This is a genomic window from Pseudorhodoferax sp. LjRoot39, from assembly GCF_964253035.1.
Taxonomy (GTDB): Bacteria; Pseudomonadota; Gammaproteobacteria; order Burkholderiales; family Burkholderiaceae_C; genus Pseudorhodoferax.
This window is the reverse complement of record NZ_CAXUQL020000001.1, coordinates 3,049,343-3,066,476: the sequence shown is the minus strand read 5'-3', so window position 1 is coordinate 3,066,476 and position 17,134 is coordinate 3,049,343. Positions and strand designations below refer to the sequence as shown.

Below are 17,134 nucleotides of genomic sequence, written 5' to 3'. Positions count from 1 at the left end.
GCGTCAGCGCTTGACGACCAGGGAGCCGAGCAACTGCTCGGTCTGCTTCTGCATCTGCTCCTGCAGTTGCACGAAGACGTTCTTGGACTGCTCGACGTAGTTGCCCATCATCCCCTGCATCATGGGCGACTGCATGCTCAGGAACTGCGACCAGAGCTCGGGTGACATGCTCTTGGACTGCTCCGTCATCTTGGCCTGCATGTCGACGAAGGCCTGCATGTTCTTCTCGAGGTAAGGCCCGATGAAGCTCTGCATGGTGTTGCCGTAGAAGCGGATGATGTTGGCCAGCGCTTGTTCAGTGAACAGGGGTGCGCCGCCGGCCTCCTCTTCCAGGATGATCTGCAACAGGATGGAGCGCGTGAGGTCGTCACCGGTCTTGGCATCGCGCACGATCAGCGGTTGGCTGCCCATCACCAGCTTCTTGACTTCCGACAACGTGATGTAGGTCGAAGTGTCCGTGTCGTAGAGCCGGCGGTTCGGATACTTCTTGATCACACGCTGGGCCGGCTTCTCGGCGCTGGGCTTCTTGGTCTGCACTGCGTTCCTCGGGTTGGTGCTCGTTGCACTGCAGCAGATTCTAGAGAGCCCCCTGCGGCAAGCGTCCAAGGATAACCCTGACGGTGGGCGCCCGGGTCGGCATGGGCACCGACAGTGGCTTGTCGGCCTACTCCTACAGAGCGCGGCGAGCGATGCCCCTAGGCTGCATTGCCATGCTCCGCCCGCTCCCACCACCCGGTCTGCACGCCGCCACTTCAGACGTGGAACAGCTTGGCGCGCGCGGCATGCGTGATCGCGGCCACGCTCGGATGGCTGATGCGCCGCTCCACCGAGATCGCAAAGAACTCCTCGACCAGCTCTTCGCTGCGGCCCAGCACGCCGACGCGGTACTGCGCCGCGATCTGCGCCTCCAGCACGGTCGGCCCCATGAACACGCCGCGGCCCTCGCGGCCGAACGCGTTCGTGAGCGCCGTATCGTCGAACTCACCGACGATGCGCGGGCGCAGCCGGTGCCGCACCAGCCACGGATCGAGCTGGCGCCGCACCGAGGCCGTGGGCCCCTGTACCAGCATGGGCGCGTTGTCCAGGCACTGCGGAAAGCTCTCGCCCAGCCGCTCGCGCAGGCTGTCGGCGCAGAAGAAGCTCATGGAGCTGCGACCCAGCAGGTGGTTGAAGGCGCGCACGCTGACCTTGGGCGAGACGCGCTCGTCCGCGATCAACAAATCCAGGCGGTGCAGCGCCAGCTGGGCCAGCAGGTCTTCGTACTTGCCCTCGTGGCAGATCAGCCTCACCGGCTCGGGGCCGTCCAGGGCCGGCTCCAGCAGTTGGTAGACCACGGACTTGGCCACCGCGTCGGCCACACCCACGCGAAAGTCCAGCGAGCGGCGCTCGCCGCGCTTGTGTCGCACCGAGGTCTCCAGTTCGGCCCCCAGCGCGAAGATCTCCTCGGCATAGTCCAGCGCGACGCGGCCCTGCTCGGTCAGTTCGAGCCGACGGCCGACCTTGCGGAACAGCTTGTGGCCGATCCAGTCTTCGAACAGCTTGATCTGGCCCGACAGCGTCTGCGGCGTGGTGTGCAGCTGCTCGCCAGCGCGCATGACGCCGCCCGCCTTCGCCACAACCCAGAAATAACGCAAATGCTTGAAGTTCATGGAACCTCCCGCCGAAAGCTGGGTCAACCGTTCAGAAGGTTCCATCGCTTTTCTCGAAGTGTTCTTGTCTCAAATACGAATATACGCGAAGTGTCCGAACCTTTAGAGTTGCATCTTTCCGCCCACATCCCGCTACAACAAGGAGCCCAGCCATGCGATTGACCACCAAGAGCCGTTTCGCGGTGAACGCGATGATCGACGTCGCATTGCGGGAGCACCTCGGTCCCGTGACGCTGTCGGCCATCGGCGCCCGGCAGAAGATCTCGCTGTCGTACCTGGAGCAGATGTTCAGCCGCCTGCGCCGCTCCGGCCTGGTCGAGAGCGCGCGCGGCCCGGGTGGCGGCTACACGCTGGCGCGCAAAGCCAGCGCCGTCAGCGTGGCCGACATCATCCTGGCCGTCGACGACCAGGCCGCGCAGGACGCGCAAGGCGCCGTGGCGCAGGGCGATCCGGACGCCAAGATGGCCGGCGACCTCTGGGACAGCCTGTCCGCCTGCATGCTCGACTACATGCAAGGCATCTCGCTGCGCCAGCTGGCCGACGAGCAGCGCGCCAAGGGCGTGGAGATCGAGGCCGCGCCCAGCCGCCGCCGCGCCGCCGTGCAGCCGCGGCCGCGCCAGGCCACCGTGCGTGCGCCGAATTCGGTGTTCGCCTACGGCCAGTACCTGCAGCTCAAGGGCTGACACGGCACGCTGCAAGGCCTTGCCCCCGGGCCTTGCAGTGGTTTGTTTCCGGGTGCATCCTGTGCGCATCGCCTCCAGCTTCGGGAGTTCGCCATGCGCAGCATCCGATCCGCCTGCCTTGCCCTTGCCATGGCGCTCGCCCAGTGGTCCGGCCAGGCGGCCACCACCCCTCCCCCCGTCCAGCAGACCATCGAAGCGCTGAGCCGCGCACACGCAGCCGTGGTCGGCGTGCAGGCCATCGCCGGCGAGGACGCCGGCTCGGCCGAGACCCTGGGGCGCCAACGCCAGGGCTCCGGTGTGGTGATCGGCCCCGACGGCCTGATCCTCACCATCGGCTACCTGATGCTGGAGGCCGAGCACATCCAGATCCTCACGCAGGATGGCCGGCGGCTGCCGGCACAGGCCGTGGCCTACGACCTGGCGACCGGCTTCGGCCTGTTGCGCTCCCTGCTGCCGCTGCGTGGCGTGGTCCCGGTGCCGCTGGGCAGCCACTCTGAACTGGAACCCGGCATGGCCCTCATGACCGCCACCGGCGGCGATGGCGGCGATGTGGCCATGACCCAACTGGTCGGCAAGCGCGCCTTCTCAGGCTACTGGGAGTACTTCATCGACACCGCGCTGTTCACAAGCCCGCCGGTCGCCAACCACTCCGGCGCGCCGCTGTTCAACCAGAAGGGCGAACTGGTCGGCATCGGCAGCCTGTTCGTGATGGACGCGCTGGGCACGGGCCGGCAGGTGCCCGGCAACATGTTCGTGCCCGTGGACCTGCTCAAGCCCATCCTCGCGGAGATGCAGAGCACCGGCAGCACGCGGCTCAGCAGGCGGCCCTGGCTGGGCGTCAACTCGGTGGAGCAGTCCGGCCGCGTGCAGGTCGCGCGCGTCGGCAAGGCCAGCCCGGCCTCTGCGGCCGGCCTGCAGCCTGGCGATGTGGTGCTGGCCGTGGACGGCACCAAGGTGACCACGCTGGAGGGCTTCTACAAGAAGCTCTGGGACCGCGCCGATGCCCAGGCCGAGGTCCGGCTCACCGTGCTGCAGGGCGCCGAGGTGAAGACCCTGACCGTCAAGCCCGTGGACCGCATGAGCACCATGCGCAAACCCAAGGGCATCTGATCAGCGCAGCCCGGCCTCCACCGTCGGGTAGTGCAACGCCAGCCGCAGCTCGCGCTTGAGGCGCTGGTTCAGCAGCCGGCGCGATTCGGACATGAAGCTCAGCACCATCAGCGGCAACTGGCCACGCGCCTCGGCGGCGGCCACGCGCGGCGGCCGCGCCATGCCGTACAGGTCGGCCGCCAGGTCGAAGTAGTCGCCCATCTTGAGCACGGTGTCGTCGCACGCGTTGACCACGCGCTGCGCCCGCCCGCGCCACAGCGCGGCGATGCAGGCGCGCGCGAGGTCATCGGCATGGATGTGGTTGGTGTAGACGTCGTCCTCGGCCCGCAGCACCGGCGTGCCCTTGGCCAGTCGCTCGCGTGGCGTGCCGCTTGCACGGTCCGGCGCGTAGATGCCCGGAATGCGCAGCACGCTGGCGCGCACGCCGCCGGCCCGCCCCAGGAAGCGCACGGCGGCCTCGGCATCGAGCCGGCGCAGCGCGCGCTCGGTGCGCGGCGCCGGCCGGCGCGTCTCGGCCACCCAATCGCCGCCGCAGTCGCCGTAAATGCCGCTGGTCGAGCCATAGACCAGCGCCCGCGGCCGCGTGCGCCGCAGCAAGGCCCGGCCCAATGCGCGCGTGCGCGCATCGCGCGCACCCTCGCCCGGCGGCGGCGCCAGATGCAGCACGCGGTCGGCCAGCCCGGCCAGCCGGCGCAGCGAGGCCGCATCGTCCAGATCGCCGCGCAGCGGCACCAGGCCCTGGGCACGCAGCGCGGCAACGCGCTCGGCCGACGAGGTCAGCGCCACCACGCGCACACCGGGTGGCAGCCGGGCCGCCACGCGCTGGCCCACGTCGCCGCAGCCGACGATCAGCACACGCGTGCGGCGAAAGCGCGCAGGCAGCGCGCCGAGCGGAAACTGGTTTGAGGGCAAAATCCTGGGTTCACTGAAGCGGCGAGAAGCCCACGAGGATACCCAAAGATGACCCTGACGACGGCCGCCGCGCCCCCCTTCAAGATCACCGTGCAGCCCAGTGGCCGTTCGTTCGAAGCCAGTGCGGGCGAGGCCATCCTGGCCGCCGGCATCCGCCAGGGCGTCGGCCTGCCCTACGGCTGCAAGGATGGCGCCTGCGGCTCGTGCAAGTGCAAGATGCTGGAGGGCCGCGTCGCGCACGGCCCGCACCAGAGCAAGGCCTTGTCGGCCGAGGAAGAAGCCGCTGGCCTCGTCCTGACCTGCTGCGGCGTGCCGCTCACCGACGTGGTGCTCGAATCGCGCCAGGTCACCGACGAAAGCGCCTTCCCGATCAAGCGCATGCCCGCGCGCGTGGCCAGCCTGGCCAAGGTCTCGCACGACGTGATGGTCGTCCGCCTCCAGCTGCCGGCCAACGACGCCATGCGCTACCACGCCGGCCAGTACGTGGAATTCCTGCTGCGCGACGGCGCGCGCCGCAGCTACTCCATGGCCAACGCGCCGCACACCGCCGGCGGCCAGCCCGGCGCCGTGCCGCCCGTGGGCCCCAGCGTGGAGTTGCACATCCGCCACATGCCCGGCGGCAAGTTCACCGACCACGTGTTCGGTGCCATGAAGGAAAAGGAAATCCTGCGCATCGAAGGCCCTTACGGCAGCTTCTTCCTGCGCGAGGACTCCGACAAGCCCATCGTGCTGCTGGCTTCGGGCACGGGCTTTGCCCCGATCAAGGCCGTCATCGAGCAGCTGCAGTTCAAGGCCATCACGCGTCCGGCCACGGTCTACTGGGGCGGCCGCCGCCCGGCCGACCTGTACATGGACGGCTGGCTGCGCGAGAAGCTGGCCGAGATGCCCAACCTGCGCTACGTGCCGGTGGTCTCCAACGCCCTGCCCGAGGACAACTGGACGGGCCGCACCGGCTTCGTGCACCGCGCCGTGCTGGAAGACCTGCCGGATCTCTCGGGCCACCAGGTCTATGCCTGCGGCGCGCCCATCGTGGTCGACTCCGCCCGCGCCGACTACAGCGCCCAGGCCGGCCTGCCGCCCGAGGAGTTCTTCGCCGACGCCTTCACCTCCGAAGCCGACAAGGCCCAGCCATGACCCGGATCAACACCCTGCGCCGTGCCGCGCTGCTGTCCACGCTGGCCCTGGCCGCCCTGCCCTCGGTGGCCCAGAACAAGCCGATCCGGCTGATCGTGCCCTACGCGGCCGGCGGCCCCATCGACGTCACGGCCCGCGTGCTGGCCGAAGGCGTCAAGGACCAGCTCGGCACCGTGATCATCGAGAACAAGCCCGGTGCCGGCGGCAACATCGGCGCCGATGCGGTGGCCAAGGCGCCGCACGACGGCTTGACCATCGGCATCGCGGCCACTGCCACGCACGCCGTCAATCCCTGGCTGTACCGCAAGATGCCGTTCGACGCGGCGCGCGACTTCGCGCCCATCACGCAGATGGTGCGCGTGCCCAACGTGCTGGTCATGAACGCCGACACCGCGCAGCGCCTGAAGATCGCCACCGTGGCCGATCTCATCGCGTATGCGAAGGCCAACCCCGCCAAGCTCAACTACGGCTCAGGCGGCAACGGCAGCGCCGGCCACCTGGCCGGCGAGATGTTCAAGGCGCAGGCCGGCATCTTCGCGCTGCACATCCCCTACAACGGCGGCAACCCGGCCCAGCTGGCGCTGCTGTCCGGCCAGGTCGACTTCAACTTCGACAACCTGGCCACGGCCGCGCCCGGCATCCGCTCGGGCAAGCTCAGGGCCCTGGCCGTCACCACCTTGCAGCGCTCGCCGGCCCTGCCCGAGGTGCCGCCCGTGGCCGACACGCTGAAGGGCTTCGCCATCGACACCTGGTGGGGCCTGGTGGCGCCGGCCGGAACGCCAGCGGACGTTGTCGCGCGCTTGAACCAGGCCTTCGTCGCGGCGCTGCAATCCGACGAGACGCGCCAGCGCTTCGCCAACCTGCTGGCCGAGCCCGTGCCCAGCACGTCGGCCCAGTTCGGCGCCTTCATGCAGGCCGAACTGGCCAAGTACCAAAAGCTCGTGAAGGCCTCCGGCGCACAGGTCGACTGACCGCTGGCGGGCAAGGCGTCCCGGCACTGTCCGACAGCGCCAGGCCGGTCCAGCGGCCACCCTGGATGCAGAGGACGCGCAAGTCCGCGCGCCCGTCCACCGGGAGGCACGCCATGATGGGCACTCTGTTGGCCATTGCCATCGTCGCCAGCGTCTGCTGCTTGTGCCGCCGCGTTCCTTGAGCAGCGCGGCGCCGCAAGAAAAAGGGCTGCCCAAAGGCAGCCCAATCGATGCATCCGCTTCCCAGAAAGCACCTTGTCTGGATGCACCGCGCATCCATCATCGTGTTGCGGCCTCGCCACCCCTGTAGGAAAGCAGCCCCTCGGCGGGAGAGTCAAGCGCTCAGGGCCTCGCGCACGATGCCGGTGCCGGCCTCGAAATCGTAGGCCGCCGCCGCGCGCCGCAGCGCCTCGAAGGCTTCGTTGCCCAGCGCACCCTGGAGCGCCGCCGCCTCGCTGGCGATCAGGTCCTGCGCGTCGGCATCGTTGTCCTCCAGCAGTGCGGCCAGCCGCTGCAGCAGTTCGGCGGACTGGGCCGGCGTCACCGCCGCCGCGCGCGATTCCAGCCCCTCGTCCGGCAACTGGGCCTCGATCGCCTGCACCAGTTCCCGCAGCGGTGCGGCCACCGCGTCCAGCAGCGGCTCCAACCGTTCGGCCGAAGCCTCGCCGCGCAAGCCGTCCTCCAGGTCTGCGGCCAGTCCCTGCAGCTGCAGCGCGCCGATGTTCCCGGCCACGCCCTTGAGTGTGTGGGCCAGCCGCTCGGCCGTGGCCCGCTCGCCTGCGGCCAGCGCCTGCCGGACCGCCGCCACCGCGTCGCGCTGGCCCGCCACGAACTTGCCCAGCAGCGTCAGGTACAGCGCACGCTTGCCCAGCACGCGGCGCAGGCCCTTGGCCACGTCCAGCCCTGGCACGGGCCGGGCCAGCACCGGCGCATCGTCCTGCGCCACCGGGGCCTGCACCGCCACCGACAGGCCGCCCAGGCCCGCGCGCGGACGGATCCATCGGGCCAGCGCGCGCCACAGCGCATCGGGCTCGATCGGCTTGGCGACGAAGTCCTGCATGCCGGCCTCCAGGCAGCGCTGGCGGTCGGCGGCCATGGCGTTGGCCGTCATGGCCAGGATCGGCAGGCCGGCATGGCGCACGTCCTGGCGCAGCAGGCGCGTGGCGCCGACACCGTCCAGCACCGGCATCTGCATGTCCATCAGCACCAGGTCGTAGGGCACGGCGGGGGGTACCGTGGTGGCGGCGATGCGGTCGAGCGCCTGCTGCCCATCGCCGGCCACGTCGACGGCGAAGCCGGCAGCCTGCAACAGCTCGCAGGCCACCTGCTGGTTCAGATCGTTGTCCTCCACCAGCAGGATGCGCGCGCCGCGCAGCGGCTCCAGCGCATGCAGCGCCGGGGTGCGCCGCTCCTGTCCCGCCGCGGCGGCGGGCTCGTCGCCGGTGTCCTCTCCCAGCACGCGCATCATGGTGTCGAACAGCACCGAGGCGCTGACCGGCTTGAGCATCAGATGGTCGATGCCGGCCTCCTGGGCGCTGCGGATCACCTCCTCGCGGCCGTAGGCCGTGACCACCACCATGCGCGGCACCGGCGCCATGCCCAGCGCGCGGATGCGCGCCGCGGTCTGCAGCCCGTCCATGCCGGGCATCTGCCAGTCCAGCATCACGGTGTCGAAGGGCGTGCCGGCCTCGCAGGCCTCGCGCACCTGGGCCACGGCCTCGGCGCCGCTCAGCACCGTGCGCACCTCGAAGGCCTGCGCCGCCAACAGCTCGGACAGCACCTGCGCGGCGTGCGCGTTGTCGTCCACCACCAGCACGCGGCGACCGCGCAGGTCGATCTGCGGCAGCACCGGCCGGCCGCGCCGCTCGCCCAGGCCCAGCCGCGCGGTGAACCAGAACGTGGAACCCTGGCCCGGCACGCTCTCCACGCCCACCTCGCCGCCCATCAGCGCGGCCAGCCGCTTGCTGATGGCCAGGCCCAGGCCGGTGCCGCCGTACTGGCGCGTGATCGAGCTGTCGGCCTGCTCGAAGCTGCGGAACAGCCGCTGCTGCTGCGCCTCGGTCAGGCCGATGCCGGTGTCGCGCACCTCGAAGCGCAGCAGCACCTGCGGCCCGCCCTCGCCGCCGCCGGGGCCGAACTCCAGCACCCGCACGCCGATGTTCACCTCGCCCGCCTCGGTGAACTTGATCGCATTGCTGGCGTAGTTGATGAGGATCTGGCCCAGCCGCAGCGGATCGCCCCTGAGCTGCTGCGGCACGTCGGCCGCCACGTCGCAGATCAGCTCCAGCCGCTTGGCGTTGGCGCGGTCGGCGATCACGCCGGCCACGGTGTCGATCACGCGGTCGAGCTCGAACGGGATGTGCTCGACCTCCAGCTTGCCGGCCTCCACTTTGGAGAAATCCAGGATGTCGTTGAGGATGCCCATCAGGTGCTGGCCCGACTGCTGGATCTTGTTCAGATAGTCGCGCTGCTGCGGCGTCAGCTGCGTGCGCAGCGCCAGGTGCGACATGCCGATCACCGCATTCATCGGCGTGCGGATCTCGTGGCTCATGTTGGCCAGGAAATCGCTCTTGGCCTGGTTGGCGGCGCCCGCCGCGTCGCGCGCCTGCGCCATGGCCGTGATGTCGATGGCCACGCCGATCACGCGGCGCGCGCGGCCCGCCTCGTCGCGCAGCACACGGCCCACGCTCTGCACCGAGCGGATGCGGCCATCGGCCTGCGGCACGCGGAACTCGTGCTGGAAGGTCGAGACCTGCGGGTCCGCCACGGCCGAGCGGAACAGCGCGGCGGCGCGCTCGCGGTCTTCCACATGCACGTGCCGCTCCCAGAACTCCGGCGTGCCGTCGTAGCTGCCCGGCTCCACGCCGTACAGGCGCTCGAGCTGGGGCGCCCAGTAACCCCGGCCGCTGCGCATGTCCAGATCGAAGACGCCGATGCCGCCGGCGTCCTGGGCCACCTGCAGCCGCTCGTTGGCATCCTGCAGCTGCTGTTGCGCGTCCTTGAGCGGCGTCACGTCCACGATCACGCCCACCAGGCCGGCGCTGCTGTCGTCCGCCATGCGGATCGCACTCACCGAGAACAGCGTGGTGTGCACGCGCCCATCGGCAAAGGCGAACTGCGCCTCGCGGCTCAGCATGCCGCCGTCGCGCACCAGCGCCAGTTGCTCGGCGTGCCCGGCCTCGCGCTGCGGCACATAGGGCAGGTCCAGCACGGTCTTGCCGATCAGTTCCGCAGGCTGCAGCCCGAACGCCTGCCCGTAGGCCTGGTTGCAACCCAGGAAGCGGCCGTCGTCGTCCTTGTAGAAGATCGGGTTGGGGATGCGGTCCATCAGCGCCTGCAGAAAGGCCGCTTGCTCGGCCGCCAGCCGCAGTTCCTCGCGGCGGTGCACCAGCATCTGTCCGGCAAAACGGCTGCCGACCAGGACCAGCGCCAGGCCGAAGGCGGCCAGCAGGCCGGCGACGAGCACGTGCCGCCGGCGCATCGGCGCCAGCCCGTCCAGTTCCGTCAGCGTGAGCAGCTGGTACTGCGGATCGGACAGCGGCTGGTGCCGCAGCAGGTAGGGCCGGCCGTCGATGAGCCAGTGGCCGGCATACAACGGATCGGCCGGCGCCCGCACGTCCAGCGGTTCCCCCAGGCTCTCGCCGCCCTCGGGCGGGCGCGCCGTCCCGGCGGGCAGCAGCGCCGCCAGGTTGCGCAGCATGAACGGCTCCGACGAGGCAGTGATGACGCGCCCCTGCGGGCTCACGATCAGCGCGACGTGCCGCCCCGACAGGTAGGGCGCCATGTCCGGCGCGTCGAACTTGACCGTGACCGAGCCCTGCGGCACGCCGCCCGGGCCATCGATGCGGCTGGCCACGAAGTAGGCCGGGATGTTGTTGAGCCGGCCGATGCCGAACTGCTTGCCCACGCCGTCGCGCAGCGCATCGATCAGGTAGGCGCGCCCGCCGTAGATCTGGCCCACGATGCTGTCGTCCTGGTCCCAGTTGCTGGCCGAGACCGTGTCGTCCGACAGGTTGTTCATGTAGATGCGGGCATAGCGCAGGTCGCTCGCCACCGCTTTCATGTAGTCACCCACCTCGCGCACCTGCGGGTCGCGCGTGAACTGCGCGGCGCGCTGCTGGCGTGTCAGCCGGGCCGCGCCGGGCGCATCAAGGCGGTAGCGCGTGGCCACCTGGATCACCAGGCTCTGGCGCGCCACCATGTTGGACACGCTGACCATCTCGGTGAACAGCCGGTTCACGATGCGCGCTGTGGCCTCGGCATCGTGGTCGGCGCCAGCGGCCAGGCTGTCCAGCTGCGCCGCCAGGATGCGCTGGGAACCCCACCACCCCAGGCCGGCCACCAGCGCCAGCCAGGCCAGCGCCAGGGCCACGGTCGCATGGCGCACCACCGGCGGCACCGGCAGTGCCGGCCGGCCGCGCAGGCCGAGGCGGGCGAAGCCCTGGACGGGCGCGGACGGCGCCGCGCTGCGGTGCTGAGCACCTTGGGGCGGCCCGGCGGTGCTCACTGGAATTCCTTCGCGCTGCGCGCTGCGGCGCTGAGCACCTTGGGGCGGCCGGGCGGTGCTCACGCCGCCTCCGGCAGCCAGGACGCCAGGGTCGGGCTGCCGCGCAACAGCGCCAGGGCATCTTCCAGGTCGTAGTGCTGCACCAGGCGCACCAGCTGCTGCAGTTGCGCAGGCGGCAGCCGCTGCTGCAGCCAGGGCCGCATGGCGTGGAGTTGCGTGCCGGTGTCGCCGTCCATGGACTCCAGCATCTCACACAGGCGTGCCAGCCCGCTACGCGCCTGGGCGTCGGTCAGCGCAGCCACCCCGCCGCTCGTCGAGCCAGCGGTGGCCGGGGCCGGCCGGGCCTCGGGCGTACACCCTCCCGAGCCCGTGCGGCACGGCCATTCCAGCTGGATGCAGGTGCCCGCACCCGGCGCGCTCTGCGCCGTGATCGATCCACCGGCCGCGTCGGCCAGGCGCTTGGCCAGCGCCAGCCCCAGCCCGAGGCCACCGAAGCGCCGCGTGCTCGATCCGTCCCCCTGCCGGAACGGCTGGAACAGCTGGCCGAGCTGCTCCGGCGCGATGCCGATGCCGGTGTCGGTCACGGCGACCTGCAGCACCACACCGCCGCTGTCCGCAAGCCGGTGCCGGCACTGCAGCACCACCTCGCCCTGCGCGGTGAACTTCAGGGCGTTGCCCAGCAGCTGGCCCAACACCTGCTCGAGCCGCTGCGCGTCGCCGCACAGCAGCCGCGGCACGGCTTCGCCGACATCCAGGCGCAGCGCCAGGCCCTTGTCGTCCGCCGACGGCCCGTGGCGCGCCACCAGCCGCGCCAGCAGGGCATCCAGGTCGAAATCGGCCTCCTGCAGCACCAGCCGGCCCGACTCGGTGCGCGAGAAGTCCAGCACGTCGTTGGCGATCGCCAGCAGGGCCTGGGCCGCAGCGTGCACCTTCTGCACGTGCACGCGCTGGGCCGCGCCCAACTCGCCCTGCAGCGCCATGTGCGCCTGGCCGATGATGGTGTTCAGCGGCGTGCGGATCTCGTGGCTCATGTTGGCCAGGAAATCCGACTTGGCCGCGGCGGCCGCCTCGGCCGCCTCCCTGGCGGCCTGCATGGCCTGGGCCGTGCGCTTGCGCTCGGTGATGTCCACGCACCAGCCGAAGGCCACGTCGGGCTGCCCGCCGAAGCTGCCGCGCGTGAACGACAGCTGGGCCCAGAAGCGGCTGCCGTCGCCGCGCACCATCTCCAGATCCGACGCACGCGCGAAGCCCTCGCGCCACAGCCGCTCCATCAGCACGGCGCGCTGCGACGGATCGGCGTAGCGGGCGCGCATGCCCTGTGCCGCCAGCGTGTCGGCATCGACGCCGAACATCTCCAGCGCGTTCTGGTTGTGGAACAGCACCCGGCCACTGCCGTCGGCCGCCACCACGGTGCCGGGCGCAGACTCCAGCAGGTCGCGCAGCAACTGCTCGCGCTCGCGCAGCGCAGCGCGCGCCTGCGCCTCCTCGCTGATGTCCAGCAGCACGCCGACCATGCCGGCCGTGCCGCCGTCCGGCGCGCGCAGGCCCTGGCCCCAGAACAGCGTCTGGTGCGCGCGCCCATCGGCCCAGCGGTTCTCGAATTCCCGATGGATGCGCCCGCCGCTGCGCACCACCTCCATGTCGCAGCGGTGCGCTTCCTCGCGCGCGGCGGCATCGAGCACGGGCAGCTCCAGCACCGTGCGGCCGATGAAGTCCTCGCGCTGCACGCCGTAGGCGGCCTCGAAGGCCCGGTTCACGGTGGTGTAGCGGCCCTGGTCGTCCTTGAGGAACAGCGGGTTGGGCAGGGCATCGATGAGGCGCTGCTGGAAGGCCAGTTCGCGCGCCACGGCCGCCTCGGCCTGCCCGCGCTCCCAGGCGCGCCGCGCCTGCCGTGCCTGGCGGCGCAGCCAGGCGGCGGCCAGCGCCAGGCTGGTCGCCAGGGCCGCCGCGGCCCCAGCCAGGGCCGTGCCGCCCTGCTCGGCCGCGGTCAGCGGCCGCAGCACCACCAGCTGCCAGTCGCGCCGGGCGGCAGGCCAGTCCAGCGTGGCGAAGGCGCGCCCGACGCGCACCCCGTCCAGCCGGCCGCCGCCGGCCACCGCCACCAGCGGCAGCGCTGGCGGCGCACCCTTGGCGAACAGGTCGCCGTAGCGCGCGTCCCGCGCCAGCAGCGCCTGGTCCGCGGCAGCGATGGGTGCCAGCGTGTGCAACAGCCACTGGCTTCGGTTGGTGCCGAACACCACGCCCTCCGGCGACACCAGCAGCACCGTGTGGGCATAGCGGCCCAGTTGCGCGTCGATGCGCTCCATGCCGATCTTGACCACCGCCACGCCGACCGGCTCGGCCTGCGGATCGAGCCGCCCGCGCACCGGCGCGGCCAGGTAAATGCCGCGCTCGCCGGTGTTCTTGCCCACCGCCGGGTACAGGTTGGGCGCGCCGACCATGGCCCGCCGGAAGTACGGCCGCATCGACAGGTCGCGTCCCAGGCCGCGGCCGCTGCCGTTCTGCGCGCGGTAGGCCACGGTGCGGCCGTGGCGGTCCAGCACCAGCGCGTTGTCGGCGCCGTACTCACCGATGACGGCCGCCAGCATGGCCTGCAGGGCCGGGTCCTGCGCCGTCGCCTCGCCATCGAGCAGGCGCTTGATGTGCTGGTCCACCAGGCCCAGCAGCTGCACGCCGCCCATGGCCCGGCCATCGCTGCTCAGGGCATGCACCTGGTCGACCAGCTGGTCCGCATCGCGCTGCAGCTCCCGCTGCAGCGCCTCCGACTGCCACTGCTGCACCAGCCAGCCCACCAGCACCGCCAGCGCCAGGCAGGCCGCCACGGCCACCCAGGTGACGCCCTGGCGCAGCGGGCGCCAGGGCGGGCTGCCGGCAACAGGCGCGGATGCGTCGGGCATCGCCGGCACGGCCGCCGCGCGCCGTCTTCAGGCCGCCTGCGGCAATGCCAGTTGGGAAGCGGGCCCGTCGAGCTGGAACACGCCGACGATCTGCGCCTGCTTGTGGGCCTCGGTGCGCAGCGAGGACGCAGCGGCGGCCGCCTCTTCCACCAGCGCGGCGTTCTGCTGCGTGGTGCTGTCCATCTCGGTGATGGCCGTGTTGATCTGCTCCAGCCCGCTGATCTGCTCGGCACTGGCCGCGCTGATCTCGGCCATGATGCCGGTGATGCGTTCCACGCTCTGGACCACCTCGTCCATGGTGCTGCCGGCGCGGGCCACCAAGGTGCTGCCGGCTTCCACCTGCTGCACCGAATCGTTGATCAGCGCCTTGATCTCCTTGGCCGCTCCGGCCGAGCGCTGCGCCAGGTTGCGCACCTCGGACGCCACCACCGCGAAGCCGCGCCCCTGCTCGCCCGCGCGGGCCGCCTCCACGGCCGCGTTCAGCGCCAGGATGTTGGTCTGGAATGCGATGCCGTCGATCACCGAGATGATCTCCACCACCTTCTTGGACGAGGTGTTGATCGACTGCATGGTCTGCACCACCTCGCTCACGGCCTGGCCGCCGCGCTGGGCGACCTGGGCGGCGGTCTGCACCAGCTGGTTGGCCTGGCGCGCGCTGTCGCTGTTCTGGCGCACCGTGCTGGTCAGTTGCTCCATCGCTGCGGCCGTCTGCTGCAGCGCACTGGCCTGGCGCTCGGTGCGCACCGACAGGTCGTCGTTCCCGCGCGCGATCTCGCTGGTGGCGGTGGCGATGGTGTCGGCGCCCGAACGCACTTCGCCCACGATGCGCTGCAGGCTGCCGTTCATCTCCTGCAGCGCGCGCAGCAGCTGGTCGGGCTCGTCGGGATAGCGCACGCGGATGCGGCTGTTCAGCACGCCCGAGGCCACCACCCGGGCCACCTTCACCGCATGGCGCAGCGGCGCGGTGATGCTGCGCGCCACCAGCAGCGCCATCACCACGGCCGCCACCATGGCCAACACCATGATGCCAAGCAGCAGCGCGGTGTCGCGCCGGATCAGCGCGCGCGCGGCGCCCTCGTCCGTCTCCACGCGCTTGGTGGCCAACTCGACCACCTTGTCGATGGCGGCGCGGTGCGTCTCGTACGCCGCGTCCAGCCGCTGCATGGTGCTGGCCACCTTGCCGGCGTCGCCGACGCGCGCTGCCGGCACCAGTTCGTCGAAGGCCAGGCGGTAGAACTCCTGTGCCGGACGGTAGGCATCGTCCAGCAGCAGCCGGCCCATCTCCGGCTCCAGCGCCTGCTTCTGCCAGAAGTCGTGGCGCTCGTCGAATTGCCCCTTCAGGCTGCGGATGCGCTCGGCCAGCGCCTGCTGCCGGCCCGCGTCGCCCGCGCGCGCGAGTTGCAGCACCAGCAGGTAGGACTCGATGATGTATTCGGGCGGCGGCAGGATGTCGGCGATCAGGTCCTTGCCCTGCACGATGCGCTCGTAGATCGGCCCGTTGACCTTGAGCGTGTCCAAGGTCTTGAAGGCCCAGCCGCCGGACAACACGAAGCCGATGGCGAAGATGGCGATCAGCACGGCCAGCCGGGCCGAAAGCTTCAACTTTCTCAACACATTCATTGCGCTGCCCCCTCCCGCCACGGGAATTTGTAAGCCAATGATTCATCAACCGCCGCCAAATGTCCACGCTTTGACGCACGAAAGTTGCAGCACACACGACAAATAGATGTGCGGACATTTGTCCTCGATAAAAGGCCATGAAGTTTGTGCACACAAAGCAACGAACAGATATAAGCGAGGACGACTGTTGCAGAATGCAGGACTTATCTGACATGAACAGCCTTCCACATCATTTCGGTGTCGTTGCCGTCATCCCGCCCGACTGGCCGCGCACAGGCTGAGGTGCCTGCCATGCATCCGCGGCTGCCCGACCCCCAGATCCTCGCGCTTGCCCTGCAGGCGACGGTGCTGGCACATGGGCAGCTGCGCGAGGCGGCCACCGCCTTCGCCAGCGAACTGGCCAACGGCAGGGGCTGCGCGCGGGTCGGCGTCGGCTTCCTGCGCGGCCACCAGGTCGAGCTCGTGGCCCTGTCGCACGGCAGTGGCGAGAACCTGCACCGCCAGGCCTTCAACCCCCTCACCGCCGCCATGGACGAAGCCGTCCAGCAGGGCGCCAGCGTGCACTGGCCCGCCGAGGGCGCGCCCGCCATCCGCCATGCCCACCGGCTGCTGCTGGGCGAACGCGGCGGTGCCGTGGCCACCGTGCCGATCGTGCACCTGGGCCGCGCCGTGGGCGCCGTCACTTGCGAGTGGACCAGCGCGCCGCCCGAACTGCCCGCCGTGGTGGCCGAACTGGAGAACAACATCAGCCTGGCCGGTCCGGTGCTGTACCTGATGGCCCAGCGCGAGCAGCCCTGGTACCGGCGGCTGCGCCAGGGCCAGGCGCCGGCGGACGACAGCCGGCGCCGCACGGCCTGGTTGCTGGCCGGCGCCGTCGGAGTGCTGGCCGGGGCGCTGGCACTGCCCGTGGAGTACCGCGTGGGCGGCCGGGCCCGCGTCGAAGGCCAGCAGATGCGCGCCATCGTCGTGCCGGCCGACGGCTACCTTCAGGCCGTGCACGTGCGCCCGGGCGACCGCGTGGCGGCCGGCCAGTTGCTGCTGGAGATGTCCGACCAGGACCTCCAACTGCAAAAGCGCAAGTGGAGCAGCGAACTGGGCCAGTACGAGAACGCCTACGCCAGTGCGCTGGCGCGCGCCGACCGTGCCGCCATGGTCATCGCGCTGGCCCGCGTGGACGAGGCCCGGGCCCACCTGGGCCTGGTCGAGTCCGAGCTGGCGCGCGCGCGCATCACCGCGCCCTTCGCCGGCATCGTGGTCGACGGCGACCTGACGCAGTCGCTCGGCGCCCCACTGGAGCGCGGCAAGCCGCTGCTGCAGCTGGCGCCGCTGGACCGCTACCGCGTCATGCTGCAGGTCGACGAGCGCGACATCGGCCGTGTCCGCGTCGGCCAGACCGGCCAGCTGTCGCTGTCGGCCCTGCCCTGGGATGCGCTGGCCATCCGCGCCGTGCGCATCACGCCCATGGCGCGCCCGGTCGAGGGGCGCAACGTGTTCGAGGTGGAGACCGACGTGACGGCCGACGCCGAACGCATCCGCCCCGGCCTGGAGGGCGTGGGCAAGCTGGACACCGGCCGTGCCGCGCTGGGCTGGGTCTGGTTCCATGGCGTGGCCGACTGGCTGCGCCTGGCGCTGTGGTCCTGGGTGGCCTAGC

Annotated in this window: 11 protein-coding genes; 5 read left to right on the top strand and 6 right to left on the bottom strand. The window is 71.0% G+C overall.

From position 1 onward, the window contains the following. Positions 1–3: 3 nt before the first annotated feature. Positions 4–537, bottom strand: a complete 534-nt coding sequence (phaR, locus tag ACSQ4M_RS14345; RefSeq protein WP_436190173.1) for a polyhydroxyalkanoate synthesis repressor PhaR — start codon at positions 535–537, stop codon at positions 4–6. A gap of 215 nt (positions 538–752) precedes the next feature. After that, on the bottom strand, positions 753–1,649 hold the full coding sequence (nhaR, locus tag ACSQ4M_RS14340; protein ID WP_436190172.1) for a transcriptional activator NhaR: 897 nt from the start codon (positions 1,647–1,649) through the stop codon (positions 753–755). A gap of 152 nt (positions 1,650–1,801) precedes the next feature. Here nhaR and ACSQ4M_RS14335 point away from each other — a divergent pair, with 152 nt between their 5' ends. Further along, a complete protein-coding gene (locus ACSQ4M_RS14335) occupies positions 1,802–2,332 on the top strand; it encodes an Rrf2 family transcriptional regulator (protein WP_436190171.1) in 531 nt (176 codons plus the stop codon). A gap of 93 nt (positions 2,333–2,425) precedes the next feature. Continuing rightward, the gene (locus tag ACSQ4M_RS14330) at positions 2,426–3,442 is read left to right on the top strand and encodes a S1C family serine protease (protein ID WP_436190170.1); all 1,017 of its coding nucleotides are present in this window, start codon (positions 2,426–2,428) and stop codon (positions 3,440–3,442) included. On the opposite strand, the gene ACSQ4M_RS14325 is transcribed toward ACSQ4M_RS14330, so the two are convergent. Continuing rightward, the gene (locus ACSQ4M_RS14325; RefSeq protein WP_436190169.1) at positions 3,443–4,354 is read right to left on the bottom strand and encodes an SDR family oxidoreductase; all 912 of its coding nucleotides are present in this window, start codon (positions 4,352–4,354) and stop codon (positions 3,443–3,445) included. It abuts the gene before it with no gap. Positions 4,355–4,402: 48 nt separating this feature from the next. On the opposite strand from ACSQ4M_RS14325, the gene ACSQ4M_RS14320 reads away from it, so the two are divergent. Both ACSQ4M_RS14320 and ACSQ4M_RS14315 read left to right on the top strand, forming a co-directional pair. Beyond that, a complete protein-coding gene (locus ACSQ4M_RS14320) occupies positions 4,403–5,488 on the top strand; it encodes a CDP-6-deoxy-delta-3,4-glucoseen reductase (protein ID WP_436190168.1) in 1,086 nt (361 codons plus the stop codon). After that, entirely contained in the window at positions 5,485–6,459 is a 975-nt protein-coding gene (locus ACSQ4M_RS14315; RefSeq protein WP_436190167.1) for a Bug family tripartite tricarboxylate transporter substrate binding protein, read from the top strand. Before ACSQ4M_RS14320 ends, ACSQ4M_RS14315 begins: the two co-directional genes overlap by 4 nt. A gap of 334 nt (positions 6,460–6,793) precedes the next feature. On the opposite strand, the gene ACSQ4M_RS14310 is transcribed toward ACSQ4M_RS14315, so the two are convergent. The 3 genes from ACSQ4M_RS14310 to ACSQ4M_RS14300 all read right to left on the bottom strand — a co-directional run bounded on the left by ACSQ4M_RS14310 (position 6,794) and on the right by ACSQ4M_RS14300 (position 15,483). After that, positions 6,794–10,882 carry a response regulator gene (locus tag ACSQ4M_RS14310; protein WP_436194012.1) on the bottom strand — a complete coding sequence of 1,363 codons (4,089 nt, stop codon included), beginning with the start codon at positions 10,880–10,882 and terminating at the stop codon, positions 6,794–6,796. Between the two features lie 143 nt (positions 10,883–11,025). After that, a complete protein-coding gene (locus ACSQ4M_RS14305) occupies positions 11,026–13,863 on the bottom strand; it encodes a PAS domain S-box protein (RefSeq protein ID WP_436190166.1) in 2,838 nt (945 codons plus the stop codon). A 27-nt stretch (positions 13,864–13,890) separates the two neighbouring features. Beyond that, entirely contained in the window at positions 13,891–15,483 is a 1,593-nt protein-coding gene (locus ACSQ4M_RS14300) for a methyl-accepting chemotaxis protein (RefSeq protein WP_436190165.1), read from the bottom strand. A gap of 291 nt (positions 15,484–15,774) precedes the next feature. On the opposite strand from ACSQ4M_RS14300, the gene ACSQ4M_RS14295 reads away from it, so the two are divergent. Further along, a complete protein-coding gene (locus ACSQ4M_RS14295) occupies positions 15,775–17,133 on the top strand; it encodes an efflux RND transporter periplasmic adaptor subunit (protein ID WP_436190164.1) in 1,359 nt (452 codons plus the stop codon). The last annotated feature ends 1 nt before the right edge of the window (position 17,134 follow it).